Genomic DNA, 26,930 nt, shown 5'->3' with positions numbered 1-26,930 from the left:
GCTCCACGGTTTTCGCCGACTTCGTGTCCGCTGGGAACGACGCGACGACATCCATGAAGCCTTCCTCGGCCTCGCCACCTGTCTCATCACCCACCGACACGTCCAACGCCTTTGTTAGGGCCTCTTAGCGCGGACGTGGGCGGAGTCCAGAACGACGCGGGAGACATCGGTGAGGCCGGCATCGTCGAGCCGGTGCACGATCTCCTCGTGCAGCCGGCCCCACACGCCGGCACGCGACCAGATCACGAACCTGCGGTGAGCCGTCGACTTCGATATCCCGAAGCAGGGCGGCAACGCGCGCCAGGCGCATCCACTGACCAGCACGTAGATGATCGCCGCGAACACCGTCTCATCAGGCGTGTCCTGCGTCCCGCCGCCCTGCGGCCGCACCTTCGACGGCGGGATCAACGGCTCCGCGATCTCCCACAGCCCGTCCGGAACAATCCAACTCCACGTACCCCGCCCCATGACCAGCCCAACGTCCGCTCACCACGTAGGACACGGTCTAAGTGGGTCGGCGCACCGCACGGAGTGGCGAAGTACGGACCCATGTAATGGGCGACGAGCGCGTCGAAAACGGCAGTGGGACTGCGGTACCGTCGCTCATGTGTCGGCTCCTCCGGCGCCGCCGTCCGTCGTCTGGAGCGCTGTCGTGGTCGTGCCGATGGCCTCAACGACTGCAGGCACCACCTGATGGGCACGGTCGTGGAGGTAGAAGTGGCCGCCTTCAAACACCCGGCGGTCAAAGCTACGGCTCGTCAGTTCACGCCAGCCATCGGCCTCTTCGAGCGGAAACCAGTCGTCCGCACGGCCGCGGAAGACCGTGATGGGGGTGTCGATCCGGGGCGGTGCGTCGCGCTGGTAGCGCTCGATGAGCCGGTAGTCGGCCCGGATCATCGGAAATAGCAGGGCCATGAGTTCGGGGTCGCCGAGTACGGCCTGGTCGGTGGCGGACATGCTGCGCAGTTCGGCCACGAGCGCCTCGTCGTCCTTGGTGTGCAGGTCGCCCCCCGGATGACGGTGCGGAGCCGCACGTCCGGAGACGATCAGCTGACGCGGGGGGAGCCCGTGCTCCGCGTGGCGCAGGGCCACTTCGTAGGCGACGGCGGCGCCCATGCTGTGGCCGAAGAGCACGATGTCCTGCCGGCCCTGGGGCCGTACGGCAGCCGCGATCTCGTCGGCCATCTCGTCCATCGAGTCCACGCAGGGCTCCGCGATGCGGTCGTGGCGGCCCGGGTACTGGACGACGGACAGCTCGATGTCGTCGGGAAGGTACGGCGACCAGTCCTGGTAGGCACTGGCGGTTCCCCCGGCGTGCGCTAGGCATATCAGGCGGACGGATGCCGAAGGCCTTGGCCGGGGTGTGCGCAGCCACCGGGCAGCGCGCTCGGATAACGGCGTGGTCATATCGCGTTCCTGTCGGGAGGGTGTCCTGGAGGATCAGACGGGCAGCGCGACCGACGGCAACGCGCCATTGCCCTGGATGGTGGTGACACCCGCGCGGCCGGGCGGCAGGTAGCGCACCAGGCACCCACCGGGCTGCCCGTCGAAGAGGAAGGGGCTCAGTACAGGGTGGACGTCCGTCTCGAAGGTGTCCTCGCTGCCCTCCTCACGCAATTCCACGCGGTACGGCACGGGCTCGACGTACTCCTGCGCGATGTACTGGCCGGTGCCCAGCGCAGTGCCCAAGGTCGTGCGCCAGGTGGCTTCGTCGACGTGGCGGCCGAGGACGACACCGTGACTGCCCAGTCCGATGGCAGGCTTCAGGACGAAGTTCTCCCTCTCCGACAGCAGCAGTTCGGGCAGCGGCCGGGTGATACCGCGCCAGCGCACCGGCCGCTCGGCAACGGTCCTGGTCCAGGGCAAGTACTGTTCAACCAGCGCATGGTCCTCTGCGGTCATCCACGGCAGCCCTTCAGAGACCCAGCCCAGCACCTTTTTGTTGGCGACGAGGTAGGCGCTCTGAGAGGCGATCAGGAAGCACTCCGCGTTCAAGGCGGACCGCATCGGTGCGAGATCGATCCCGAGCCGCGTCCAGTCGAAGATGGTGAAGTGCCGCAGGCCGAGCCGGTAGCGAGGAGTCGAGCGGCCTCCGCCTAGGCCGAGCCCTTGGAGCAGCTGCTCGGGCTCGAAGTACTCCGCTTGCAGGCCCTGGTTACGCAACGACTGGACCTGAATGTCGAAGTACCGTGTTGTGCGTACGGCGTTGAACTCGCGCAGTGCCCCGACGATGGCCACGGCGGGAGGGGTGCCTAGATCGCGCACAGCCCGTACGAAGATCTGGTCTCGCACGGAGAGCGGGTCCGGCGTGGCGCGGAAGGGTGCCGCGTCGGCGCCACCGTACGCGGCCTTCCAGACTGCGGACTGCACGGAGGTCTCGACGACGCCGCCGATACCGGAACCGATGTTGAACTCGAGGAACTTGGGACCTGTCGGACCGATGGCGATGTCCGGGCGGGTCATGCACGTCGCGTACGCCTCTTCGAGAGGTCCCTGGACCCACAGCGGATAGTTCTCCTCCACCGCGCCGAGCGCGCGGAGTCTTCCGTGGAAGTCCGGGGCGATTCCGAGAAGCGCGCGACGAAGCAGCCGGAGCAACTGCCGGGTAGCGTCGAAGAGTTCCGTGTAGCGCTCCTGTGGCAGGACCACCGGGTTCATGGAGGTGCTGTTGACCGGGTAGTCCAGGTCGTCCAGCGTACGATCCAGGTGCTCGGTGAGTTCCGGAACCGCCAGTCGCGACTTCTCCGGCAGCTTCGCGGCGCCGAACCAGGTCTCGTCGGCCACGCCGTCAGTTCCCTTCCTCGAATTTACGCTTGATCCAGCCGAAAAAGGCGTCAGCGAGCAGAGTGAGTTGCGGGTCCGGCAGGAGCGTGAATCCGGCGCTGGCCGTACTCCACTCATTTAGAATCGGCCCAGAATCTGTCATAAGCCAGTCGATGCAAAGGAATTCCGCATTCAGACTCTTCGCTATCCTGTTGCACCATTCCTCGACCTGGAGATGATCATCGTTCACTTCCAGCGAGCCGCCCTGACTGATACTGGCGAGATATCCACCGGGCCGAGGCTTTCGGCTGAGCGAAGTGACTACTCGGCCATCGACGACAAACACCCGCATGTCTGCGTGATGAGGAAGGAATGGCTGAACGATGTAGCCCGTTCCGGTCGTCGAGACGATATCGATCGTCGAGGCGAGCTGTTGGTCCGTATCGATCTTGAGGACGCCCACGCCCATGCCGAGTTCGCGCGGCTTGACGATATAGGGTCCGGGGCCGAGCTCCCGCTCCACCTCGGGGATGACCTTCCGGGCGTACTTTTTAGGGGGCACCGCAACGGTCTTGAGGCCCGGCACGCCCAGGTTGGCGGCGTGCTGGAGGAGCGCCAGCTTGTCCCGTTCTAGGTAATCCGGGCCGCTGATGGACCTGTTGAGCAGGACCGAGTTACTGGCGTGGATCGTCCGGTAGATCGCACGCATGTGCTGGAGGCCCTGCGGCTCCATGCTGATGTCCTCGGCGATGTAGCACTGCCGGGTCTCCAGCAAATCCTCGCCGCGATAACGCATCACGGGCTTGCCGACACAGGACAGCATGATCTCGCCAGCCCTGATTAAACGGAAGTCAAAGCCTATCCTATGGGCCAGGGGGAGGTATCGCTTCGAGAGGCTCTCTTCGAATCTTAGAATCTCATCTAATTCGAGATCGTCCTCTTGGTATATCCAATTGATGACGCTAGCCAAGAGGGCCCTCCCCTGGATGAACCTGCGACTACAGCCTTCGCTGACCATAGAACACCATAGACCCACTGGAGGCAAGATCGTCCTTGTGTGTTCCATGCCTCGCACGGTCTGCAATTTCCGTTTTTGACCGGCTAGCGCCATTCGTACCGCCGAGGCTCCGAGGTACTCTGTACGGCCCCTGCGGTGCGTCCATCAGGCGCGCAGGAAATAACCCCTTGCCAAGGATGCCTGCGTCTGCCATTAATAGCGGACGACCCGTGTGTTGAGGCGCTCGCCGAGCCGCCGCGGAGATGAAACTGCTGCTCCAACGCAGTATTGCCCGCCGATGCCCAAAAGGGTTGTCCGTCACTGTCGCCGCGCGTCTGCCCGCACGGCATCGCCCACGCCCGGGTGCTGGGCGGGGCGTCATCCCTGCCAGCGTGCGGGTGGTTGCCGCGCACTCCCGGCACAGACCGCGCGTGCCGGACGGGCGCCTTCCCTGGGCGATAGGTCCGAGTCCGAGAGGCAAGCTCATGAACCATGTCCTCTTCGCCCACGAACTGCTGGAGTCGCAGGTGGCCCGAAACCCCTCGGCGCTCGCGGTGCGGGAGGGCGAACGAACTGTCACCTACGCCGAATTGGACGCACGGGCCAATCGGCTCGCGCGCCACCTGATAGCCCGGGGTGTCGGCCCCGGTGGCATCGTCGCCGTCGCTCTGCCTCGCTCCGCCGAGCTGATCGTCACGCTCTACGCGGTGCTCAAGGCGGGTGCCGCCTACGTTCCCCTGGACGTGGACCACCCGGCGGCGCGTGTCGCCGCTGTCCTGGACGACGCACAGCCCACCGTTCTACTTACCACCGGCTCCTACACCCTGGCGGCAGCGGTCGTTCGGGTGGAAATGGATGCCCCGGAGACACTGCGCGCCCTGGAAGCACTTCCCGGTGATGCGGTGACGGACGACGAACGGGGGCGCGAGGTACGGGCGGTGGACCCGGCGTACGTGATCCACACCTCCGGGTCCACCGGCACGCCCAAGGGCGTCGTCGTGCCCCATCGCGGTCTGGCGGCCTATCTGGGGTGGGCCCTTAAGGCCTACCCCGGCCTCGCCGGCACCGCCCTGCTGCACTCGGCGGTTTCCTTCGACCTCACAGTCACCACGCTCTTCGGACCGCTGTCGGCGGGTGGCTCTGTCCTCGTCGCCGAGCTGCTCGACCCGGACAGCGCCGCTGACGACGCGGGGGCGCACGGTCCTGTCACCTTCCTCAAGGTGACACCCAGTCACCTCTCCCTCTTGGATGGGCTGTCGCCGTCCGCTCTCGCCACCGTTGACCTGGTCGTCGGTGGCGAGCAGCTGCTCGGAGAGCAGCTTGACGCGTGGCGCCGCCGCGCGCCCGGTGTGGCGGTGACCAACGAGTACGGTCCCACCGAGGCAACCGTGGGCTGCGTAACCTACCGTGTCGACCCGAAGGACGAACTGCCCGTCGGGCCCGTCCCGATCGGCAGGCCCGCGCCGGAGGTGCGCGTCCACGTGCTGGACGAACAGCTGCGGCCGGTGGCCGAGGGGGCGACCGGTGAACTCTTCGTCGCCGGCAACCAACTGGCCCTCGGCTACCTGAACCGACCGGACCTGACAGAGGAGCGCTTCGTCTGCGATCCGTTCGACGCGCGAGGTGCGCGGATGTATCGGACGGGCGACCTGGTGCGGATGCGTGCCGACGGCAACCTGGTGTTCGTCGGGCGCAGGGATCAGCAGGTGAAGATCCGTTCGCACCGTGTCGAGCCCGGCGAACTGGAGACCGCGCTGCTGGCGGACCACCGGGTCGCACAGGTCTGCGTCACCCCGGTGTCCGGCCGCGGCGGGCTGCACCTGGTGGCGCACGTCGTACCGAAAGCCGATGGCGCTGGGGAGAGCACGGACCTGGCCGGAGGGCTGCGCGCGTTCGCCGCGAGCCGTCTCCCGTCCTACTTAGTACCGTCCGCCGTGGTGCTCGTCGACCGAATGCCGCTGACCCCCCAGGGCAAGGTGGATCACGCGGCCCTGGTGGCTGCTCTGCCGTCGGAGCCCGGACCGGCCGGGGCAGCTGATGCGGCGGGTACCACGATGACGGCGACCGAGAAGCTGCTCGCCGACCTTTGCGCGGAGCTGCTCGGCGTCGAGAGTGTGGGCCCAGACGACAACTTCTTCTCGCTCGGAGGCAATTCGCTGCTCGGCATCCAGCTGTCGGCACGAGCCCGCAGGAATGGCCTGGCGCTGACGCCCACGGAAGTGTTTCTGTCCGGAAGCGTCAGGGCGATGGCCTCCCGTGTGGAGGGCAGCACCGCGACCACACAGCCTGCCAACCGGAGCTGACCACCACTCACGAGGATAAGGAGGATCACCGTGCCACAGGACACGGCACCGCCGCCCGTGCTCGGGCCGTACATGGGCCGGATCGCGGGATCCGGCGGTACCCGGCTCGTCGTCTACAAGGCCTCCTGCACGCCACCGGGGACGGCGCCGGGACGCACCGAGGACTGGGTGGTCGAGCACGGCGCCGCGCTGACGGGCATGCTCGATACCGTCGGCGCGGTGCTGGTACGCGACTGCGTGCACAGTCCCGAGCAACTGTCCGAGGTGGCACGGCGCTTCGGTGGTGAGCTGCTCAGTTACACGGAGCGCTCGACACCGCGCAGCGCCGTCAGCGGAGGCGTGTACACGTCCACGGAGTACCCGGCGTCCGAGACAATCACCCAGCACAACGAGAGCGCCTACGCCAGCGTCTTCCCGCACCGGCTGTTCTTCGCCTGCCTCCAGCCTGCCGAGACGGGGGGAGAGACCCCGCTCGCCGACGTGCGCGAGGTAACCCGGCGCCTGCCGTCCGATCTGCTGGACCGCTTCCGGAAGCTGGGTATCGCGTACCAGCGGTCCTACCGCGAGGGGATGGGTCTGACCTGGCAGGAGACCTTCCAGACCGAGGACCGCGCGGAGGTCGAGCGGTACTGCGTGGAGCGAAACATTGACCTCACCTGGACCGACTACGGACTGCGCACCTCGCAGCGAGGCCCAGCCCTGGTTACTGACCCGGGCACCGGTGAGGAGTGCTGGTTCAACCAGGCACACCTCTTCCATGTTTCGAACCTGCCCGCCGCCACCCGGGAGGCGCTTGGCGAGCTGTTCCCCGAGGAGGAGATGCCCCGCAATGCCATGTACGGCGACGGCTCGCCGATCTCCGACGAGGAGGTGGACCGGGTCCGTGAGGCCTTCGACGCCTGCACGTACGCCATCCCGTGGCAGCGCGGCGATCTCATGCTCGTCAACAACCTGTTGCAGTCTCACGGCCGGCGCCCCTACACCGGGGAGCGGCGGACCCTCGTCGCGATGACCGGCCAGGTCACCGTGGCGCGGCGCGCGGACGGCGTGGTGGTCTTCGACGGGCCGGTGCCGGTCGACCGGGCCTGATCCGTAATGACAACGGCTCCGCGGGCCGCCCCGCCCGGCCGGCGGGGCGGCGCGGAGCCGTTGGGCCAGCTATGCCTTAGCTGCGGGGCTCAGGAGGCGGCGCAGCTGTACCATCCAGACGACGATCGCGGCCAGGGCGAGAGAGACCACAGCCGTGGCCATGCCAGCGCGGATGCCGACGGACACGGTGATGCTGCTGGCGACCAGGGCACCGAGCGGGACTCCCAGCCCGGAGGAGAGCATGCGGCGGGTGGTGTTGACCCGGCCCTGCAGTTCGGAGGGCGTGACCTCCTGGGAGTAGGTCATCGTGTTCACTAGCACGACCAGGTAGGCAGTTCCCCACACCGCCAGCGCCACCAGCGAGATACGCCAGTCGGTGGTGAGCACGACGACGAGTCCGAGGAGCGTGCCGATCGGCAGCACCCCCAGGAGCAGCGGGAAGGCGTCGAAGCGCCGCCGCAGCCGGGGAAGCAGCAGGGATCCGCCGACTCCGCCGGCGCTCCACGCCATGTAGAGCAGGCCGATGCGCCCGTCGGAGCCCTGGATGCCGAGGACGCGGTCGGCGAAGACGACGAGCTGACCGACGATGGCTCCGCCGGAGAACGACTGGAGCGTGCCGACAACTGTCAGGGTCCGCAGCGTGGGGTGACCGGCCAGGAAGCGGAGGCCCTCGGTCACCGATTCCCGGAAACCAGGTCGTTTGTCTCCCGCACCGGAGGGCCGGGAGGTGACGTTGGTGACCGCCCTGATGAACAGGGCGGAGCAGGCGAAGCTCAGGGCATCGAGGGCGAGCGTGCCCACGGGGTTCGTCAGCGCGATGAGGGCGCCTGCGACGGCGTTGCCGGCGATGCGGACGACGGTCTCCGCGCCGTAGATCGCGCTGTTGGCCTGGGCGAGTTTGTCCTTGCCGACGATGTCGGGGACGAACCCGTACACGCCGGCGTCGAAGAAGAGCGAGAGACTGGAGGAGAGGAACGCCACCACGACGACGTGGGTGACCGTCAGGACGTCCAGGGCCCAGGCGGCCGGTACGGAGGCTAGGCTCAAGGCGCTCAGGCAATCGGTCACGATCATCAGGGCGCGCCGGTCCATGCGGTCCGCGACGGCACCGGCGATCAGTCCGAAGGCGAGGTAGGGCAGCGTTCCGGCAGCCGCGACCAGGGAGACCAGGAGCGGCGAGCCACTTTCCTGGAAGACCAGGACGGGCAGCGCAACGGTGGTGATGGCGGATCCGAGGCCGGAAACAGTACGGGAGAGCCAGAAGTTCCGGAATCCGGTGATCTGCCGGAGGGACGGAGCTTGAGTGGTCGACATGGCGTTATCCGTTGATCTTTCTGCTCGGGACGTTGGGAGAAAGTGCGGGAACATCGGCCCTGGAGACAGGGAAGCGGGTCAGGAAGGCTCCTGCGCCAGGTGGGACAGAACCTCCGGTAGCGGGCCGGGGTGGAGCACCTGCAGGAACCGGCTGGCCCTGGTCAGCGCCACGTAGAGGTCGCTGAGGCCCCGGGCGGAGCTGTCCAGCATCCCCTGGGGGTCAGCCACGATCACCGAGTCGAACTCGAGCCCCTTGGCCTGGCGGACGTCGAGTACGACGACGTCCCTCTCCAGGTCGACGTCCGCGCCCCATGAGACGTCGGGAATCTGCGCCGCAACGGCGGCGGCGAGCCGTTCCAGGTCGGCGGTGGGAACGACGACCGCGGTGCGGCCCCCCGCTACGCGGCGGGCCGCGCAGGCCGCGACCTCGGCCAGCCTGGCGGGGAACTCCTCCGGCGTGGTGCCATCACAGCGCGGCGGTTCTGCGCCGTGGCGTACCGCCCGCGCCGGCAGCAGCTCGGGCGAGATAGCCTTCAGTACCTGGCTGGACGCCTCCATGATCTCGCCTGGAGTGCGGTAGTTGACGGTGAGCTGCGACAGTCGCCAGCGCGTGCCGAAGAAGGGTTCCAGGGCTTCTCGCCAGGACGTCGCGCCGGCCGCGTCGCTCGACTGTGCCGCGTCGCCGACGACGGTGAACGAGCGGGTGGGGCAGCGGCGGACCAGCAGGCGCCAGGTCATCGGGGAGAGCTCCTGCGCCTCGTCCACGATGACATGGCCGAAGACCCAGGTCCGGTCGGCCGCCGCGCGCTCCGCGACCGTGCGCAGGTCCGCCTGCGCGTGCCACCCGGCGAGCTGATCGGCGGTGACCAAATCGGCGGCGTGCAGCTGCTCCTCTGAGGCGCTGTCCGCATCCCGGGATCCGCGCGCGATGTCCAGGACTCCTTGGGCGTAATCGCGTTGGGCGGCTCGGTGGGCCGCTTGCCGCTCAGTCTCGGCGCGGTCGTCGTACCCCAGTAGTTCGGCGGCTTCGTCGAGGAGGGGTACGTCGGATGCGGTCCAGGGCGTGCCCCGTTCCCGCACCAGCAGGGCCCGCTCCTCCTCGTCGAACTGGGGTGCGGCCACAGCGAGGCGTGCGGGGTCGGCGTACAGGTCGTCCAGCAACTGCTCCGGGGAGAGGATCGGCCACAGCGTGTCCAGGAGGCGCCGGGCAGCCGGGTCCCGGGGCAGCGCGTGTAGCCAGTTGGCCTTGCGCTCGGCGAACTCGGCGGGCAGCCGCGCCTTGAAGTCGTGGACTTTCGCGTCCTGCCCGAACACGCTGGCCAGGTCCTCCTGTACAGCGCGATCGAGGGCCTCAACGTCCATCTCGCCGGCCAGGGCCTCCTCGAAGCGGGCCTCGATATCGCCGATGACGCGGGCTAGCCGGTCGGCCAGCTCCTCGAAGAGGATGTCGCGGAACCTCGGCCGGGCCAGATTGTGCCGTCGGCCGTCTTCGGTGGCCCGGGTGGCCGCGTCGGCCAGGAAGTCCTGTGACAGCCGGATATGCTCGCCGCCGATCAGCACGTCGATCGGCGCGGTTACTGCGGCCTGCCGCGCCCGTACGGCACGGTCGAGGACGTCCGCCATGACCAGCAGCCCCTTGATCTCGGCGGAGGCCGCCGGCTCCTCGGTCGACGCCGAGAGACCGGGGTACAGCCCTCCGACGGAGGACAGCAGCACACTGGTCTCACCAAGGCCGGGCAGCACCTGGCTGATGTACTCCAGGAAGACCGAGTTCGGACCTACCACCAGGACGCCGCTGCGCTGCAGCCGCTCGTGGCTGTAGAGCAGGTAGGCGGCGCGGTGCAGGGCGACGACCGTCTTGCCAGTGCCGGGGCTGCCTTGGACCACCATGACGCCCGCGTGCGGCGAGCGGATGATCTTGTCCTGCTCGGCCTGGAGGGTGGCGACGGCGTCGTGCATCCGGCCGGTCTTGTCGTGTTGGAGGGCGGCCAGCAGGGCAGCCTCGCCGGAGAGCTGGACGTCGTCGGGCACGGCCGCGGTGTCGTCGAACAGTTCGTCGTCCACCCGCAGCACGCGGCGGTCCCGCGTGTGCAGATGACGACGCAGGCGCACGCCTTGCGGGGCCGCGGCCGTGGCGGTGTAAAAGGGCCGGGCAGCGGGGGCGCGCCAGTCGATGAGCAGGGGGTCGTCGTCGAGACCGGCGCCCGGCACGCCGATGCGGCCGATGTAGAGGCGCTCGTCGTCGGTCCGGTCCAGTCGGCCGAAGCACAGGCCGTTCTCGGCAGTCTCCAGCGTGAGGAGCTTGCGGGCGAGCCGCTCGGCTGCGGCTCCGCGCTCCACCTGGCCCTGTGGTGTGCCGGAGGACTCGCGCAGCACGGTGCGCACCTCACTGCCGATCTCCTCGCGCAGGACTCCCAACCGGTCCTGGAGCAGGTCCAGGTAGGCCTGTTCGCGGGCGAGTTCGGTCGGCCGAGGAGGTTTCTCGAACGAGGAAGAGGACGAGGTCATAGGGGACTCCATGGCAAAGGGTCGGCGGGTGACGTTGGCCCATCGGCGGGGCATGCCGCAGTGGGGCCGCGGCGGGTGAGGGCAGGACGGCCCCTGGCTGGGCCGGGTGCCGGACGTGGAACAAGAAAATGGTCGACACCTGCCCGGCCGGGTGGCTGGGCAGGTGTCGACCGGAAAGGACCGCGCTCCCGTACGGGAGGTAGCAGGTGATGCTCGGACCGAGAGTGCTGGACGATGACGCCCGCTGAGTGAATCGCCTCGGGAGAAGAAGATCCTGAGAGTCAGGACCGGAGGGATCATAGCAGGGGCGCGAGGAACTCGTCGAGGTCGATGTGGCGGACCCGCTCCACGCCCGGGGCCTTCGCCGAGAAATCGAGCCGCAGCGGCCGCTGTTCGTCGTGGAAGTAGATCGCCTCGAGCAGGCCGTCCGAGGTCTCGGCCAGGGTCGGGTTCGCGACGAGGTAGTCCCGTACGGCCGGCGTGTCCTGGCGGACTTGGAGCCAAAGGCGCTTGTCGGCGAAGTGGTTCGGCGGCATGATCACCCGGGTGCCGAACCGGCGCTTCCACTGGAACGTCCCCTTGCTCAGGAAGGCTTCGGTGCCCTGGAAGTCGAGACGCCGCACGCCGTTCTCGGCGGCCCAGCCGATGAGCAGGTGGTAGATCGCCTTGAACGCGCCGCTCTCGTAATGCCGTTCGGCCCCGTCCTCAATGCCCAGCAGACGCAGCGTGAGCACCTTCTGGCGGGGCTCCCAGTGGCACAGGGCCCCGCCGATCGGCTTGCCGTCCTGCGTCAGCTGGAACAGCCTGCCGGTGCGGAAGAGGCACTCGTAGGCGGCGTTCTTGCCCTCGGTCCGTTCGCGCGTGCCGTGCCGCCGGAACATGGTGGGGCGGTAGTGGTCGTCGTAGAAGGCATTGAACCACTCGGGCTCGCTGTTCACCTCCCAGCCCCACTGGTGCTGGCGCATGTCGCGGTTGAACTGCCACCGCTCGCGCTTGGAGATGGCCCGCCGCGCCGAATCCGGGTCACCGTCGAAGTCGATGACGAAGTGCACGCGCATGGGAATGACCAGCGACGCCTCCTTCGGCATGCGGCGGGCGAGCGAGGCACTGGTACCGACGATGCGGATGTCGGCCTCCGGCAGCGCCGCCGGGTCGCGCAGCCGCGACCCCGACACCAGGCTCGAGGCCCGCACTGCGGGTGAATCCGCGCCCTCTTCCCGGCGCAGCTCGGTGAACTCCAGGGTGTAGGCGAGACCTTCACGCAGGCCGGAGTAGCCCACCGACAGGCCCGCAAGGTCCGAGCGGACGGACGGGAAGGCCGCAGTCCTGCGGGTGTCCCAGTGGTCCCGGAGGCGGGTGACGAGCGGACTGCCGCTGTTGCGCCAGTGGTACCCGGCGTGCATGCGCACCCGTTCCGGGAACGGATCGCGCGAAGCGGGTTTTGCTGTGGACAAGGACAGGTCACCTCGGCGCTGACGGGTGGGTAGGCGGGGAAGCTGGGGAAGGTCGGTCAGGATCACTGCTTGACGGCAGTGAGAGCCAGCTGGTGCAGTGCCGCGACGTCCCCGACGAGGTGCGTGTCATGAATGCTCACGCTGTCGAAGTCGACAGCAGAGTAGCTGCCCGAACCGTGCACCAGGATGTCCTGTTCGCCAATCAGGCCTCGGTCGACGCCGTTGAGGACACCCGTCACGGCCATCACGAGCGACCATTCGCGTAGCGCCCGTGGGTCGGCGGGCAGGTGCACCTTCGCCTTACCCAGGAGGTCGCGCACCTGGGCATAGCGCTGGAGGCACTCGGCGAGCGAGACCACAAGCCCGCCTCCGCCCTGTTGCTGGATCAGCTCGTTCATGCGGGGCGAGGTCGGGGGGTTGCGGGTGTAGAAGGTGGAGTCGAGCGCTTCGTGTAGGTCGTACGTGAAGGCCGGGAAGTGCGGGTCCCGCTCCTGGGTGTAGAGCCCGGTCTCGGGCTGAAGGGAGTACGCAGGCATGTTCCCGGGGTCGGTCGAGCCGTTGTTGTACAGGCTCAACACCATGTCCGGTGCGCCGAGGTGCTGGACGAGGAAGTAGCGGGGGTCGGGCGTGCCGGCACGATCGGCCTCGGGCAGCCGGGTGCGGCCATAGGCGTGTCCGAGGAGGCCGTAGGCACTGGAGACGGCGTGCGCGTGCAGTCTCGGTCGGCTGGCCGCCGCCGGGAAGAACTCGGCTTCCGACAGAGCTCGTACGATGTCGGCGGCGAGGTAGTTTTCCAGCTGGAGGGTGTACCACAGGTGGGTCTTGTGGTCCCTGGCCAGCTCTTCGCTGTGGGCGTCGACGAAGCCCCGGGCGATGTCTTTCACAGCGCCGGGGGTGCGGTCGCGGCCCAGCACAGCGATCGGGTTGCGCGTGCGCAGGTACGGGTCGGTGCCCAGCTCGGTGCGGCGCAGCTTGGCCACGGAGCCCTCCGGGACGAGGACCACGATGTTGAGTTGGTCAGCGCTCACCAGGCCGCAGTTGACGGCCCGCAGTACCGCGTCCCGCAGCGCGATGGCCTTGTTCGCAGACGAGGGGGTGACTATGGTGACTCGCTCACCGGTGTCCTGGATGAAGCGCACGGCCCGGGCGACGATGACCAGCGAGGCGAAGGTCTTCGTCGTCATGGTGGCCGGGTTGCTCATCAGGTCGAGCAGCGCCAGGTTGCGGCCGTCATAGGAGGGCAGCGGCGCGACGGAAACATCGGAGACTGATAAATATTCCTGGACGGCCGGCGTGAGGTGAGGCAGCTCGACGCCGGGTGTGAATGCAGCGGGATCACCGCTCTGCTTGCCGGCGAGCAGGTCGCGGAGTGCCGCTTGAACCTGCCCGTAATACCGGGACAGACTATTGCTTACGAACATTCTGAGCCCCCTCGAATACCTCGTTAACCAAGCGGCGGCACGACCCGCCGGGGATTGTTTCACGGGAGTCGTGCCGCACACATACTTCTCTATCCGTCAGGGCTTGACGCCGACGTGGAACCCATGTTCATAGTCGAGTTCCGCAACGGTGCTGATGTTCTCGAAACCGACCTCGGCGAGCCAGCCCTCAAAGTCCTCGGCCGGGTACGCCATACCGGTTCCACTGGCGAGAACGTTGAAGTAAAGGCCGAGGCGGGCGCCGTAAATTCCCTTGGTCTCGTTTTCTGTGACGTTGTAGTCGTAGATGAAGACACGGCCGCCGGAGGGCAAGACGTTGTACGCCTTCTTCAGCAGGGTGACGATCTGCTCGGCGGAGAAGATGCCGAGGACATGACTGAAAAGCACCGCATCGGCACCCTCAGGGAAGGGGGTGTCAAAGAAGTCACCGGTGACGAGATCGATCCGGTCTAGGAACTTCTGCGCCTCCTTGCCGTGGGCGAGCTCGGACACACTCGGCTGGTCGAAGACGGTCGACCGCATATGGGGGTAGCGCTCGAGCAGCCGAGCGGTAGTGGTGCTGTCACCGCCGCCGATGTCCAGCAGGTGCGTGACCGTGCTGAACTGCTCGCGCTCCACCAGGTCGTTGATCGAAGCCAGCGTGAAAGCGGCCATGGCCTTGTGGAACACGCCCTCGAGCTCGGGGTTCCGGGGCAGCCGCTTGTACAGCGTGGGCTCGTCGCCCGGGTAGCTGTCAAGCGCGGTGTTCGTGCCGGCCTTCAGCGCCTTGGTCATCTGACCGAAGGCGGGGTAATAGATCTCCTTCCACCCGATGAGGGTGTGCGCCCAGCTGCCGGGCTCCTCGGAGGCCAGCAGGTCCTCGGCCACCGCGGAGTTGCGGTACCCACCCTCGGACCGCTCAAGCAGGCTGGCCGCACAGACGCCCTGGAGCAGGACGCGGAGCTGGTGTGACGGTACGCCCGTGAACTGGCGTATCGCCTCGAAATCAGAGCCCGGGTTTTCCGAAAGGAACATGAAAATGCGCAGTTCCGCCGCAGTGGCGGCGGCGTTGAACAGGGCCGGCGCATTCATGAGGAAGTCGAACTGCTGATACTCCGGGCTACTCTTTTGCTGGCTTGGCATTACTTCTCGAGCCTCCGCATCCCTGGAACCTGTGGGTTCCGGTCGATTCGGTACGTATCGGGCTGCCCCGTGAAGGAAATGAGCTGCTACGCAACGGCAGTATTGCCAGCCTCGCAGTGGCCAGTCAACAAGATCACGATGTGGCGCAGGTAACATTTACATGTCCAAAAATGGCTGTCCGAAAATCGATTGCGCCAGCTCGGGTGGCGTGTAAGCATGGCAACCGCATGCCATCTGCAACCAGTTTGTCCATTTTTTCGCAGGTTATATCGAGACATACGTACGGGGATCGGCTATGTCACTCAATAGCTTTGATGAATGGTCGCCGCTCAAAGAAGTAATTGTCGGCTCTGCGGAAAACTACGTTTCGCATGAGCGTGAACTTTCCTTTGAGCTCTTTTTCCACGACAATATCGCCGGTGACAACGACGCCGCCCGGTCAGAGTGGTATTACCCGCGGCTCCGATCGCACGTTGAGGAGCAGGCCGGCAGCGGCACCCGGATCCCGGTCAAGAGGCGTTACGTCGACGAGCTGAACGAGGACCTGCAGGGACTGGCCGACACCCTCACCTCGCTCGGGGTGACGGTGCACCGCCCCACGGACGTCACCCCAGAGACGGCCTCGGTGCGCACTCCGGCATGGTCCGCATCGGTAGTGCCGCCACTCAACATCCGCGACAACACCCTGATCGTCGGCGACGAAATCATCGAGACGTCGCCGATGATCCGGTCCCGGTACTTCGAGACCCAGTTGCTCAAGCCGGTGTTCCAGGAGTACTTCCGGCGCGGCGCCCGCTGGTCGGTGATGCCCCGGCCGCTGATGACCGACGCTTCCTTCGATTTGTCATACGCGCGCTCCAGCACAGCCGGCGGCCCGATGGAGCCGATCGAGGACCCGCAGGCCTCACGCTACGACGTCGGTTACGAGATGCTCTTCGACGCCGCGCAGTGCCTGCGCCTCGGCCGCGACATCGTGGCCAACGTATCGACGCGCAACCACGAGTTGGGCGTCGACTGGCTGGAGCGGCACCTGGAGGGCCGCTTCCGAATCCACCGCGTCCGCAAGCTCAGCGACAGCCACATCGACAGCATGGTACTGGCGCTGCGTCCCGGAACGCTGCTGTGCCGCTCCGAGGCGGTGCTGGACTACCTGCCGAAGCCGCTGAGGAAGTGGGACGTCATCATCCCGCCGGCGCCGGAGAGTTACAACTTCCCGCAGTACGAGGACGACGACCTGATCCTCACCAGTCGGTACATCGATCTCAATGTGCTCTCGGTGAGCCCGGACACTGTGCTGGTAAACGAGGCCTGTCCCGAGCTGATGCGCGAGCTGGAGCGGCACGGCTTCACCGCCGTCCCGGTCCGTCACCGCCACCGCCGGCTGTTCGGCGGCGGCTTCCACTGCTTCACCCTGGACACCGTGCGCGACGGCGGGCTCGAGGACTACCTCGTCTGATCCTTCCGCAGCCCGCTTCCCACCGAAGGAGGTCTCCCCTTGTCCGCGGAACCGGTGCCCGCGCACCCGACCGGCCGTGGCCGACCGTTCGATCCGCCCCAGGAGCTGATGGAGTGGCAGGCCCGCGAGCCGTTGCAGCGCATGCGCTACCCCGACGAACACGTCGGCTGGGTGGTCACCAGTCACGAGCTGGCCCGCGCGATGCTCACCGACGCCCGATTCAGCGCGCGTTCCGAGTTCAAGCGGGCTCCCGTGCACCGACCGGGCACCGAGCCGTTCTTCGGCGTCCCGGCTGCCCCCGGATGGCTCGTCGACATGGATCCGCCGGAGCACACCCGGCTGCGGCAGCAGCTGGCGGGCCAGTTCACCGCGCGCCGGATGCGCGAGCTGCGGCCGCGGCTGACGGGGATCGTGGACGAGTTGCTGTCCGCCATGGAACGCGGCGGGCCGGGCACCGACCTCGTGGAGGCTTTCGCGCTGCCCCTCGCCTCCCAGGTGATCTGCGAACTGCTCGGCGTCCCGTCCGGTGACCGCGCGGAGTTCCAGCGCAACAGCCGGATCCTGTTCAACCTCACCTCGACCGCGGCGGACACCTCCGCGGCCCTGGACCGGCTGTACGCCACCATGCAGGACATCGCCGCCGGCGGCGGTGAACCCGGCGAGACGTCCGGGCTCCTCCAGGCTCTGACCGAGGACGGGACCCTGGACACGGAGGAGATCGCCGGGGTCGGCGTCCTGCTGCTGACCGCGGGACACGACTCGACCACGGGGTCCCTGGGGCTGAGCGTGTTCGCGCTGCTGTCCCACCCCGACGAGCTCGCCCGGCTGACGGCCGATCCGTCCATCGTCGACAACGCCGTGGAAGAGCTGCTCCGATATCTGACGGTCTTTCACTTCGGGGTGCCGCGTACGCCGTTGGAAGACCTCGAGTTCGCGGGCCGGCAGCTCAGGGCCGGTGACTCGATCACCGTCTCGCTGTCCGCGGCCAACCGGGACCCGCGCTGGTTCCAGGACGAGGCAGACCGGCTGGACCTCACACGGCGCACCACCGGGCACGTGGCCTTCGGCTACGGCATCCACCAGTGTCTCGGCCAGAACCTGGTCCGGATGGAGATGCGTACGGCCCTGCCCGCACTCTTCCAGCGGTTCCCCACACTCTCCCTGGCCGTCCCGGCCGAGAACGTCCCGCTCTCCACCGACATGAGTGTGTACGGGGTGCACCGCCTGCCCGTCGTCTGGTGACCCACTACCCACAACGGAGGACCGAAGTGCACGTGTCCGTGGACACGACCCTCTGTATCGGGTCGGGCCAGTGCGCGCTGGCCCTGCCCGAGGTCTTCGACCAGGACGAGACCGACGGCCTGGTCGTCCTGCTCGACGCGAAACCGCCCCGCGAGTTGCACGACGACGTGGACGAAGCTGTCAACCGCTGTCCGGTGCAGGCGATTGCAACAACCGCCACCTGACGTCCACCGCCCAGAAAGAAGCCTTCTGACATGCGACTGAACAGCTTTGACGACTTCACTCCACTCAAGGAGATCATCGTCGGATCCGCAGACGGATACGTCGACCGGATCCTGGACCTCTCGTTCGACATGTTCATCAGCGACAACCTCTCGGGCACCCGTGGGTACTTCCCGAGCCTGTCGACGTGGCGCGAGAGCGAGGCTCGGTCCCGGCGCAACGACCCCGACCGCCTGGCCCTCAAGAAGCGTCTGCTCGACGAGCTCGTCGAGGACGTGGAGGGGGTGGTCCAGCAGCTCGAGGCCCTCTCGGTGAAGGTCCACCGCCCGGTCGAGCCGGCCCCCGACCTCACCAAGGTCACCACGCCGGCCTGGGACGCTGCGGTGGTTCCGCCGCTCAACGTCCGCGACAGCACGCTCATCATGGGCGACGAGATCATCGAGACGCCGCCCACGCTGCGCGACCGGTACTTCGAGAACCAGTTCCTGAAGCCGGTGTTCATGGAGTACTTCAACCAGGGCGCGCGCTGGACGTCCATGCCCCGACCGGTGATGACGGACGCCTCGTTCGATCCGCACAACGAGAACGCCGCGCCCAACATCGAGGTGCCGCAGAACCCGCAGCCGTCCCCGTATGACGCGGGCGTGGAACTGATGATCGACGCCGCGAACTGCCTGCGGCTCGGCCGGGACCTGATCGTCAACATCTCCAACGCCAACCACGCCTTGGCCTGTGACTGGCTGGAGCGGCACCTCCAGGGCCGCTTCCGGGTGCACCGGATGCACAAGCTGACCCAGAGCCACATCGACAGCGTCGTGGTCCCCCTGCGCCCAGGCACCCTGCTGGTGCGCTCGGCGGACGTGGCGGACTTCCTGCCCGAACCGCTGCGCAAGTGGGACCTGATCGTGCCACCGTCCCCGCAGATCAGCGACTACCCGCAGTACCCGAACGGCGACCCCATCCCGCCGAGCCCGTACATCGACCTCAACGTCCTCTCCGTCGACGAGAACACCGTCATGGTCAATGACGCCTGCAAGACCCTCATCCGCACGCTCGAGGAGCACCGCTTCACGGTGGTCCCGGTGCAGCACCGCCACCGTCGACTCTTCGGCGGCGGCTTCCACTGCTTCACGCTCGACACTGTCCGCGCCGGCGGCGCCGAAGACTACATCTGAGCCACTCCGCACGTCGTGAAGGTGCGTCTACTCGTGGCAAAGGGAGGCTGACGCATGCGCATAACCTCTGACGGTCCGGCCGCGGAGAACAGTCCCGAACCAGATCTGTCCGACCCGCAGTTCTACGGCACCGGTGACCCGCACCCGGTATGGACGCGGCTGCGCGCCGAGGATCCCGTGCACCGGCAGTGTCCCGTCGGCGCGCAGCCGGGATTCTGGGCCGTCACGCGACACGCGGACGTGTCACGGGTGCTGGCCAGGCACACCGAGTTCACGACGTCGCGGGGCAACATCCTGACGACGCTCGGGCAGACCGACATCGCCGGCGGGAAAATGCTCGCGGTCACCGACCCGCCGGGGCACAAACGGCTCAAGGGCCCGCTAGCCCCGCACATGACCCGGCAGGCGGTCCGCGACCACGAGCCCGCGCTGCGGCAGTTCTCCCGGCGGCTGCTCTCCGTCGGTGCCCGCGAGGAGACCTGGGACTTCGCGGCCCAGGCCGCGTACTACCCGATCGCCATCGCGGGTCTGCTGCTCGGGATCCCGGAGTCCTCCTGGTACCGGCTGAAGCACTTCACGTACGCGGCGGTGGCGGAGTCCGACCCGGATTACGCCCCAGAGGGTTCCTCGCGTTCCCAGGTGCTGAGCCGGGCGCACTCCGAGATCTTCCTCTACTTCGCCACCGAGGTGTCCCGACCGGGACGGGCCGAGGCGGACGACCTGATCGGGGCACTCCTGCGAGCCACGCCGGACGGTGAGCCGCTGAGCCGCGAGGAGGTCATCCTCAACGCCTACAGCCTCCTGATCGGTGCGACCGTCACTACGTCGCACGCAGCCAGCGGCGGCCTCCTGGCGTTGCTGGAGAACCCCAGCGAGTACGCCAGGTGGCGGGCCTCGGGGGACACAGCTTCCCTGGTTGAAGAGATCCTGCGCTGGACCTCGCCCGCAAACCACGCGCTGCGCCACACCACCGACGAGGTGCGTCTGGGTGACGCCTGCATCGGTGCCGGACAGCCCGTCACCGCGTGGCTGGGATCGGCCAACCGTGACGAGAGCGTGTTCCCCGAGCCGTTCCGCTTCGTGGTGACCCGGAAGACGAACCGGCACATCGCGTTCGGTGTCGGGGCGCACCGCTGCATCGGCGCGCACGTGGCGAGGCTCGCCCTGACCGTGCTCTTCGAGGAGATCGCCGGGAACTTCGAGCTGATCGAACTCGCCGACGAGCCCCGCCACCTCCACTCCACGTTCATCGCGGGCATCAAGAGCCTGCCCGTTCGCACCGTCCTGCGGCCCGACGGGGTCGGCCTGCGAGACCTACAGCCACTCGGCAAGACCACTGAGGAAGCACTGTGACAACCCCGGCACACCCGATGACCGCGCCGAACGAGCCCGAATCCGACCTCGGTTCGCACCCGTCCCACCACGTGGTCCGGTGCCTGCAGATCGACGGTCAGTTCGACGGCAAAGCCGCACGCGACGCCCTTCGCCCGGTCACGGTCCGTCTTGCGGCGTCGCACAACGTGCACGTCACGGCGGACGACAGTCCCACGTCGCCGCCGGACGCGACGCCCGTCGACTTCGCCGAGTTGCGGGTGTCGGCCGACGAGGCGATCGAAGTGGCCGTAAGGGAAGCCGGCGCGCCGTTTGCGCTCCCGCACGGCCCCCTCCTGAGGATCCGCGTTCTGCGCGTCGCCGACCGTGAGTGCCTCCTGGTCGCTGTCGCCCACCGCTCGCTGCTGGACGCCGTCGGGCTGGACGCCTTCCTCGTCGAGCACGCGCACGCCTACAGCGCGGCCCGGCGAGGCGAGCCCCTCGCCCATGCCGAGCCGCCGCAGCCGACACGGCCCTCCGCCGAACAGGCCGCCGCCGACCTCGCGTACTGGCATGCGCAGTCGGCGCTCCCGGTGCTGGACCTGCCGACGGACCGACCTCGCCAGCCCCGGTCCGTCCGCGCCGGCGCGGTGGAGCGTTTCGCCCTGCCGGTCGGCCTGATGGGGAACCTGAGCGAGCTGTCCGGGACCCCGGACGCCACCGCCGCCGTATACGCGGCCGCCGCTGTGCTCCTCGCCCGCCACACCGCGCAGTCGGCGGTCCCGCTCCTGGTGCCCGTGTGCCCGTCCCTGACCGACCCGGACACGCGCGTCGGCAGGCCCGAGACCGATGTCGTGCTGACCCTGCGGCTGGACGGCGGCCCGACGTTCCGTGAGTTGGTCGCTCAGACCGGTGCCGAGCTGACCCGGGCACGAGCGCACTCCTCCGCCCTCCCGCCCGGCGCGCTCGCCGCACTGGCCGGGGGGTGCGGGGACCCAGACCGCCAAGCGGCGCCCGCCAAGTTCGCCGTCCGGAGATGGTCCGCCGGGCTGCCGGACTACGCGGAAGCCTCGTGCAACCCGGTCGACCTGCACCTCGGCACGGCCGCCCGCGACCTGTCCTTCGCCCTCGACCTGCGCGACGACGAACTCCACGGGACGCTGGAGTACGACACTGATCTGTTCGCCCCAGTCACGGCGAAGCGGCTGGTGCGCCGCCTGGAGCACCTTCTCACCGCGGCCGCTCGGCAGCCCGACACCCGCGTCACCGACCTGCCCGTGCTTCCGCCCGAGGAGCGCGAGCTGGTGGTCTCGGTGTGGAACCGGACCGCGCGCGACTTCCCGCACGACCGCACCACCGCCTCCTTCTTCGAGGAGCAGGTGCGACGGGACCCCTCGGCGATCGCCGTCGAGCACGAGGACGTGACGCTCACCTACGGGGAGCTCAACACACGGGCGAACCGTCTGGCCCACCAGCTGATCGGCCTGGGCGTGGTTCCCGACCAGCCCGTCGGCCTGTGTCTGCCACGGTCGGTCGACATGATCGTCTGCCTGCTCGGCATCCTCAAAGCAGGGGGCGCCTATCTCCCGCTCGATCCCAGTTACCCTGCCGAGCGGCTCGCCTACATGGCCGATGACGCCGGGGCTTGCATCGTGCTCACGGACAAGGAGCACGCGGCCGCGTTCACCGGGACCGCCGCCCGGGTGCTCCTCCGCAACGAGCCGGAGTCCACGGGCGGGACGATAGAACTGCCCGAGACCGACCCGGAGGTTCCGGCCACGGCGGAACACCTCGCCTACGTCATCTACACCTCGGGCTCCACGGGCGCCCCCAAGGGCGTCGCCGTCACGCACCGGGCTCTCGCCCGGCTCGTCAAGGGCGCGGATTACGTCGAGCTCGGTCCGGGAGAGGCCCATCTGCAGTTCTCGCCGCTCTCCTTCGACGCGTCGCTGATCGAGCTGTGGGGATCGCTGCTCAACGGTGGCAGGCTGGTGCTGCCGCCCTCCGGACTTCCGTTTCCCGACCAGCTCAAGGCCGCACTGCAGCGCCACCGCATCACGACTCTCCTCCTCGTATCACCCCAACTACACGTGGCAGCCGAACAGTTCCCCGAGGAATTGGCGCGCGTCCGGCAGCTGCTCGTGGGCGGCGACGTGCTCTCGCCCGCCAGCGCGGCGCACCTCCTGCCCTATCTGGACGACACCCGCTTCCTCCATGTCTACGGGCCGACGGAGTGCACGCTCTTTGCGACCTGGAAGCCCATCGAGGCGGTTGACACCAGCCGTCCCACCATTCCCATTGGCCGGCCGATCGCCAACACCCAGGCATACGTCCTGGACGAGGACCTGAACCCGCTGCCCGCCGGAGTCCCCGGGCATCTGTGGCTCAGCGGCGAAGGCCTAGCCCGCGAGTATCTGGGCCGCCCCGAGCTGACCCGGGAGCGCTTCCTGCCCGATCCGTTCGGCCCCCCGGGAAGCCGTATCTACCGCACCGGTGACCTGGCACGCTGGCTCCCGGACGGCGACCTGGAGTTCCTCGGACGCAGCGACGACCAGGTAAAGATCCGCGGCTACCGCATCGAACTGGGTGAGATCGACGTCGCCCTCTCCGCGCACCCGGACATCCGGTCCGTGGCCACCGTCGTCCGTGACGACGCCCCCGGCGGACAGGCGCTAGCCGCCTACCTGGTGGGCGACCGGCACCCCGACGACGCCGAGCTGAGGGAACACGTCGGGTCCCGCGTGCCCGCCTTCATGGTCCCGGCAGCCTTCGTCTGGCTCGACGCGATCCCCCTGACCTCGAACGGCAAGGTGGACCGCAAGGCCCTGCCCACACCCGAGTTCGGCGGCGGAGGGGGCCCGGAGGACGGGCCGCGCACCTCGTTGGAGAAGCAGATCCTCGGCACGATCGCCGAGACCCTCGGGTTGCGCGCCGTGGGCGCCGAGGAGGACTTCTTCGATCTGGGCGGCAACTCTCTGCTGCTGGTCGACCTATTCACCCACCTGGAAAAGCTGCTTCCGGACAGCGGGTTGAGGCTGCTAGACCTCCTGGAGAACCGCACGGGTGCGGGGATCGCCGCCCTCATCGAGCGATCGCGAGAACGCGCGTGACCCACGGCACGACACCCTGGCTCCTCGGGCGCGTCGATCCCGGCACCGAAGGCAAGCGCCTGTTCTGCTTTCCACACGCGGGAGGCGGCGCGAGCGCCTTCCGCCTCTGGCCGTCGCGGTTGCCCACCTCGGTCCAGTGCTGCCCGGTGCAGCTCCCGGGCCGGGAGAACCGGGTCGCGGACCCTATGCCGGACACGATGGACGAACTGGCGGAGCGGACGGTCGAGGCACTGCTGCCGATGCTGCGCCCGCCATACGTCCTCTTCGGGCACAGCTTCGGCGGCCTGCTGGCGTACGCGGTGGCCCTGCACCTTCACGAGCGGGGGCACCCGCTGCCGCGGGCGCTGCTGATCTCGGGCGCCCGCCCGCCGCACGTCGCGGCCGAGGAGTCGTACCACACACTCCCGCACGACGAGCTCCTCAGCCATGTGCGCGCGACCAACGGCATCGCCGAACCCCTGTTGAAACACGAAGAGTTCGTCCGCCGCCTCCTCGACGTGCTGCGCAATGACCTGCGGATCGCCTCCGAGTACCGTCCCGCTGCCGACGCGCCACTGCGCTGCCCGATCCAGGTCTTCGCGGCGGACGACGACCCGGTGGTGGTGCCCTCGCTCATGGAGGGCTGGCGCGCTTACGCGGGCGGGGAGTTCGGCATCCGGCGGGGCCCTGGCGATCACTACGCGGTCTACGACGTGTCCGGCGGCCTTTTCGCCGAGATCGCCCGCCACGGGCTGGCCGACCGCTGAGCGTGCGTGACAGGCGTGAGGAACATCTCGCCGCGACGACAACGATGAGGAGACAACCCGGTATGGACACAGCCGTGTCAACCCGATCGCCTGAGGCGCCGCAGCTGTCCGGCGCGGTGGACAGCCGACTGCCCGCGTCCCCGCTGTTCCGCGGTGGCGCCGCGGCGGACACGCGCCTGCTGAGCACCTACATTGAAGGCTGCGCCGAATTGATTGCGGCTATGCCGCCCCGTGCCGATCGCTCTGCCACCGAGCACGGCGACGTCGACCGGGTCGGGCAGGCCGCACGGCGCGCCCGACACCAGTTCCTCAAGGTGCACGCCGGACACCTCTACGACGAGCTCACCGAAGGCCGCAACCGCCAGGTCCGCCTAAACGAACTGGCGTTCACCGCGGCGGAGAACTACCCGGGCCTGGTCCCCACCCGCGCGCAGGTGTCCGCCGACCGCCGACTGCCGCAGGCCGAGAAGTCGGACGGGGAAGTCGACCAGGGAATCCTCTTCGCGCACCTTCTCAACCGACGGGAGACGGGCGAGCACCTCCTGCGGTCGATGCTGGCGCCGACCCCGCGCGCGCTCGACCTGCTCCCGGAATTCCACAGGACCGGCCACGTGGACCTTGGCCAGGCGGTGATTCACCGCGACGGATTCGTGGCCGAGGTGACCATCTGCAACCAGGACGTCCTCAACGCCGAGGACGACGCGGTGGTAGAGGCCCTGGAGACGGCCGTCGACCTCGCCCTCCTCGACGACGCGGTGTCGGTGGGCGTACTGCGCGGCAGCGTCCTGTCCCATCCCCGGTACAGCGGCCAGCGCGCCTTCGGCGCCGGCATCAACCTCACCCACCTCTACACCGGGCAGATATCGTTCATCGACTTCATGCTCCGCCGTGAGTTGGGGTACATCCGCAAGCTGATCCACGGCCTGCACCACGGCCCGGCGGACGACCCGCTTCACCTCCCGGGCGGCAAGCCGTGGGTGGGCGCCATCGACACCTTCGCCATCGGAGGCGCCACCCAGGTGGCACTGGTCCTCGACCGGGTGATCGCCGGGACCGACGCCTACTTCTCGCTTCCCGCACTTGCGGAGGGCATCATCCCCGGCGCGGCCAACCTGCGCCTCGGACGCGTGGTTGGGCGACGCATGGCGGAGCGGCTGATCTTCTTCGGCGAGAAGGTTGCGGCCACCAGCCCCGAGGCCCGGGAGCTGTGCGACGAGGTCGTCGCGCCGGAGGCGGTCGACGGGGCCGTAGCAGCGTCGGCCGAGCGCCTGGCCGACCCCGCGGTCCCCGCCAACCGCCGCATGCTGCACCTAGCCGAGGAGTCCGACGCCCTCTTCCGCACGTACATGAGCCGGTATGCGCTGGAGCAGTCGGCCCGGATGCACAGCCCCGACGTGGTGGCCAAGTTGGAGCGCACCTGGATCAACAGGAGGCCAGGCGGCGCGTCAGACAGGGCGCGGCCCGAACGAGCCGGGGAAGCACCCGAACCCGGTGCGGTCCGCCCGTAGGACAGTGCCCGACCGCCCCTGAACCGTAGAGAAAGCGAGCATCCCCATGTCGATCACAGCCGACGCGTACCTCAAAGGTCCGCGACCGGCACCGGACGAACTGCTGCCCTCGGCCGTGCCGGTGCGGTTCGTCACCGAGGCGGGCACCGCGGCCGACGCGCCCTCGGGGTATGCCGCCCCCTCCGATGAAAGGCTGGGAGAGGCCTACCGCCGGATGGTCCTGGCACGGCGGTTCGACCAGCAGGCGAGCGCTCTGACCCGGCAGGGGCGGCTCGCCGTCTACCCGTCAAGCCGGGGGCAGGAGGCCTGTCAGGTCGCCGGGGTCCTGGCGCTGCGGCAGCAGGACTGGCTCTTCCCCACCTACCGCGACACGGCGGCCGTGGTGGCGCGCGGCGTGGACCCGGTGGACGTCCTGACCCTGCTGCGCGGCGACTGGCACTGCGGCTACGACCCCATGGCGACCCGGGTGGCGCCCCTGTGCACACCGCTGGCCACGCAGCTGCTGCACGCGGTCGGGATGGCGGACGCCCTGCGGCGCAAGGGCGAGGACGGCGTGGTGATGGCCTTCGTTGGGGACGGGGGAACGAGCGAGGGCGACTTCCACGAGGCGCTGAACTTCGCCGCGGTCTTCGGCACCCCCGTGGTCTTCCTCATCCAGAACAACCAGTACGCGATCTCCGTGCCGCTCGCGGAGCAGACCGCGGCACCGGCCCTTGCGTACAAGGGAGTCGGATACGGGGTGCGCTCCGAGCAGGTCGACGGCAACGACCTGGTGGCCGTACTGGCAGTGCTGGACGAGGCAGTGAAACATGCGCGCTCCGGGCACGGCCCCTTCCTCGTCGAAGCCCAAACCTATCGCCTGGACGGCCACACCAATGCCGACGACCCGGGCCGCTACCGGGACGAGGAGGAGGTACGCCGGTGGGCCGCCGCCGACCCACTGCCCCGGCTCCAGACGTGGCTGCGGGCCCACGGGGCGCTGACCGAGCAGGACATCGACGTGGCGCAGGCGGAGGCCGAGGCGCTGGCGGCGGACCTGCGGGCCGGGATCGAGCTGGACGGCCCGTCGAACGTGCTTGAGATGTTCGACCACGTCTACGCCGACCCGACACCCCAGCTGAAGGAGCAGCGGCGCTCGCTTGAGACCGAAGTAAAGGGCATGGAGGCCTGA

At 68.4% G+C, this 26,930-nt stretch carries 19 protein-coding genes and 2 pseudogenes; 12 read left to right on the top strand and 9 right to left on the bottom strand.

Annotation, left to right across the window (positions count from 1 at the left end; all coding sequences use genetic code 11):
- Positions 1 to 118 (top strand): annotated as a pseudogene (locus E2E34_RS02400) (IS5/IS1182 family transposase); the annotation flags it as partial.
- A 2-nt stretch (positions 119 to 120) separates the two neighbouring features.
- Here the strand turns inward: E2E34_RS02400 and E2E34_RS02395 are convergent.
- From E2E34_RS02395 to E2E34_RS02380, 4 genes and pseudogenes are all read right to left on the bottom strand, one after another.
- A pseudogene (locus E2E34_RS02395) lies at positions 121 to 468 on the bottom strand (transposase); the annotation flags it as partial.
- Between the two features lie 135 nt (positions 469 to 603).
- The gene (locus E2E34_RS02390) at positions 604 to 1,407 is read right to left on the bottom strand and encodes a thioesterase II family protein (RefSeq protein ID WP_138900218.1); all 804 of its coding nucleotides are present in this window, start codon (positions 1,405 to 1,407) and stop codon (positions 604 to 606) included.
- 33 nt (positions 1,408 to 1,440) lie between these two features.
- Positions 1,441 to 2,784, bottom strand: a complete 1,344-nt coding sequence (locus E2E34_RS02385; protein WP_138900217.1) for a hypothetical protein — start codon at positions 2,782 to 2,784, stop codon at positions 1,441 to 1,443.
- A 4-nt stretch (positions 2,785 to 2,788) separates the two neighbouring features.
- Positions 2,789 to 3,733, bottom strand: a complete 945-nt coding sequence (locus E2E34_RS02380; RefSeq protein ID WP_167518188.1) for an ATP-grasp domain-containing protein — start codon at positions 3,731 to 3,733, stop codon at positions 2,789 to 2,791.
- Positions 3,734 to 4,245: 512 nt separating this feature from the next.
- Between E2E34_RS02380 and E2E34_RS02375 the strand changes: the two genes are divergently transcribed.
- Together E2E34_RS02375 and E2E34_RS02370 are read left to right on the top strand one after the other, a co-directional pair.
- The gene (locus E2E34_RS02375) at positions 4,246 to 6,063 is read left to right on the top strand and encodes a non-ribosomal peptide synthetase (RefSeq protein ID WP_167518187.1); all 1,818 of its coding nucleotides are present in this window, start codon (positions 4,246 to 4,248) and stop codon (positions 6,061 to 6,063) included.
- Between the two features lie 30 nt (positions 6,064 to 6,093).
- A complete protein-coding gene (locus tag E2E34_RS02370) occupies positions 6,094 to 7,152 on the top strand; it encodes a TauD/TfdA family dioxygenase (RefSeq protein ID WP_244315469.1) in 1,059 nt (352 codons plus the stop codon).
- A gap of 69 nt (positions 7,153 to 7,221) precedes the next feature.
- Here the strand turns inward: E2E34_RS02370 and E2E34_RS02365 are convergent, their stop codons facing one another.
- The 5 genes from E2E34_RS02365 to E2E34_RS02345 form a co-directional block, all read right to left on the bottom strand.
- Positions 7,222 to 8,466 (bottom strand): MFS transporter, encoded by a 1,245-nt coding sequence (locus E2E34_RS02365; protein ID WP_138900214.1) that lies wholly within the window; start codon positions 8,464 to 8,466, stop codon positions 7,222 to 7,224.
- Positions 8,467 to 8,544: 78 nt separating this feature from the next.
- Positions 8,545 to 10,974 carry a HelD family protein gene (locus tag E2E34_RS02360; RefSeq protein WP_138900213.1) on the bottom strand — a complete coding sequence of 810 codons (2,430 nt, stop codon included), beginning with the start codon at positions 10,972 to 10,974 and terminating at the stop codon, positions 8,545 to 8,547.
- Between the two features lie 296 nt (positions 10,975 to 11,270).
- Positions 11,271 to 12,428, bottom strand: a complete 1,158-nt coding sequence (locus E2E34_RS02355) for a GNAT family protein (protein WP_138900212.1) — start codon at positions 12,426 to 12,428, stop codon at positions 11,271 to 11,273.
- 62 nt (positions 12,429 to 12,490) lie between these two features.
- Entirely contained in the window at positions 12,491 to 13,849 is a 1,359-nt protein-coding gene (locus E2E34_RS02350; RefSeq protein WP_138900211.1) for a DUF6002 family protein, read from the bottom strand.
- A 96-nt stretch (positions 13,850 to 13,945) separates the two neighbouring features.
- On the bottom strand, positions 13,946 to 14,989 hold the full coding sequence (locus E2E34_RS02345; protein WP_138900210.1) for a methyltransferase: 1,044 nt from the start codon (positions 14,987 to 14,989) through the stop codon (positions 13,946 to 13,948).
- A 295-nt stretch (positions 14,990 to 15,284) separates the two neighbouring features.
- Between E2E34_RS02345 and E2E34_RS02340 the strand changes: the two genes are divergently transcribed.
- From E2E34_RS02340 to pdhA, 9 genes are all read left to right on the top strand, one after another.
- Complete coding sequence (locus E2E34_RS02340) at positions 15,285 to 16,445, top strand: glycine amidinotransferase (protein WP_138900209.1); 1,161 nt, start codon at positions 15,285 to 15,287, stop codon at positions 16,443 to 16,445.
- Positions 16,446 to 16,484: 39 nt separating this feature from the next.
- The gene (locus tag E2E34_RS02335) at positions 16,485 to 17,687 is read left to right on the top strand and encodes a cytochrome P450 (RefSeq protein ID WP_138900208.1); all 1,203 of its coding nucleotides are present in this window, start codon (positions 16,485 to 16,487) and stop codon (positions 17,685 to 17,687) included.
- Positions 17,684 to 17,911 (top strand): ferredoxin, encoded by a 228-nt coding sequence (locus E2E34_RS02330; RefSeq protein WP_439333672.1) that lies wholly within the window; start codon positions 17,684 to 17,686, stop codon positions 17,909 to 17,911. Before E2E34_RS02335 ends, E2E34_RS02330 begins: the two co-directional genes overlap by 4 nt.
- 30 nt (positions 17,912 to 17,941) lie before the next feature.
- Complete coding sequence (locus E2E34_RS02325) at positions 17,942 to 19,084, top strand: glycine amidinotransferase (RefSeq protein WP_138900206.1); 1,143 nt, start codon at positions 17,942 to 17,944, stop codon at positions 19,082 to 19,084.
- A 54-nt stretch (positions 19,085 to 19,138) separates the two neighbouring features.
- Positions 19,139 to 20,437 (top strand): cytochrome P450, encoded by a 1,299-nt coding sequence (locus tag E2E34_RS02320; RefSeq protein WP_138900205.1) that lies wholly within the window; start codon positions 19,139 to 19,141, stop codon positions 20,435 to 20,437.
- Positions 20,434 to 23,505 (top strand): non-ribosomal peptide synthetase, encoded by a 3,072-nt coding sequence (locus tag E2E34_RS02315; protein WP_138900204.1) that lies wholly within the window; start codon positions 20,434 to 20,436, stop codon positions 23,503 to 23,505. Before E2E34_RS02320 ends, E2E34_RS02315 begins: the two co-directional genes overlap by 4 nt.
- The gene (locus E2E34_RS02310; protein WP_167518186.1) at positions 23,502 to 24,251 is read left to right on the top strand and encodes a thioesterase II family protein; all 750 of its coding nucleotides are present in this window, start codon (positions 23,502 to 23,504) and stop codon (positions 24,249 to 24,251) included. Before E2E34_RS02315 ends, E2E34_RS02310 begins: the two co-directional genes overlap by 4 nt.
- Positions 24,252 to 24,472: 221 nt before the next feature.
- A complete protein-coding gene (locus E2E34_RS02305) occupies positions 24,473 to 25,759 on the top strand; it encodes an enoyl-CoA hydratase/isomerase family protein (RefSeq protein WP_138900202.1) in 1,287 nt (428 codons plus the stop codon).
- Between the two features lie 46 nt (positions 25,760 to 25,805).
- Positions 25,806 to 26,930: a pyruvate dehydrogenase (acetyl-transferring) E1 component subunit alpha gene (gene pdhA, locus E2E34_RS02300; RefSeq protein ID WP_138900201.1), complete on the top strand. Its 1,125-nt coding sequence runs from the start codon at positions 25,806 to 25,808 to the stop codon at positions 26,928 to 26,930.

It is taken from the genome of Streptomyces albidochromogenes, from assembly GCF_005981925.1.
In the GTDB taxonomy this organism is placed as follows: domain Bacteria; phylum Actinomycetota; class Actinomycetes; order Streptomycetales; family Streptomycetaceae; genus Streptomyces; species Streptomyces albidochromogenes.
Note: the sequence above shows the minus strand (reverse complement) of the source record. Positions and strands in the feature narration are given on the sequence as shown.

Excerpts from the sequence above, each read along its gene's own strand:
- E2E34_RS02345 (WP_138900210.1), bottom strand. The coding sequence starts at position 14,989 with ATGCCAAGCCAGCAAAAGAGTAGCCCGGAGTATCAGCAGTTCGACTTC.
- E2E34_RS02375 (WP_167518187.1), top strand. The coding sequence starts at position 4,246 with ATGAACCATGTCCTCTTCGCCCACGAACTGCTGGAGTCGCAGGTGGCC.
- E2E34_RS02340 (WP_138900209.1), top strand. The coding sequence starts at position 15,285 with ATGTCACTCAATAGCTTTGATGAATGGTCGCCGCTCAAAGAAGTAATT.
- E2E34_RS02325 (WP_138900206.1), top strand. The coding sequence starts at position 17,942 with ATGCGACTGAACAGCTTTGACGACTTCACTCCACTCAAGGAGATCATC.
- E2E34_RS02305 (WP_138900202.1), top strand. The coding sequence starts at position 24,473 with ATGCCGCCCCGTGCCGATCGCTCTGCCACCGAGCACGGCGACGTCGAC.
- pdhA (WP_138900201.1), top strand. The coding sequence starts at position 25,806 with ATGTCGATCACAGCCGACGCGTACCTCAAAGGTCCGCGACCGGCACCG.
- E2E34_RS02320 (WP_138900205.1), top strand. The coding sequence starts at position 19,139 with ATGCGCATAACCTCTGACGGTCCGGCCGCGGAGAACAGTCCCGAACCA.
- E2E34_RS02365 (WP_138900214.1), bottom strand. The coding sequence starts at position 8,466 with ATGTCGACCACTCAAGCTCCGTCCCTCCGGCAGATCACCGGATTCCGG.
- E2E34_RS02360 (WP_138900213.1), bottom strand. The coding sequence starts at position 10,974 with ATGACCTCGTCCTCTTCCTCGTTCGAGAAACCTCCTCGGCCGACCGAA.
- E2E34_RS02350 (WP_138900211.1), bottom strand. The coding sequence starts at position 13,849 with ATGTTCGTAAGCAATAGTCTGTCCCGGTATTACGGGCAGGTTCAAGCG.
- E2E34_RS02390 (WP_138900218.1), bottom strand. The coding sequence starts at position 1,407 with ATGACCACGCCGTTATCCGAGCGCGCTGCCCGGTGGCTGCGCACACCC.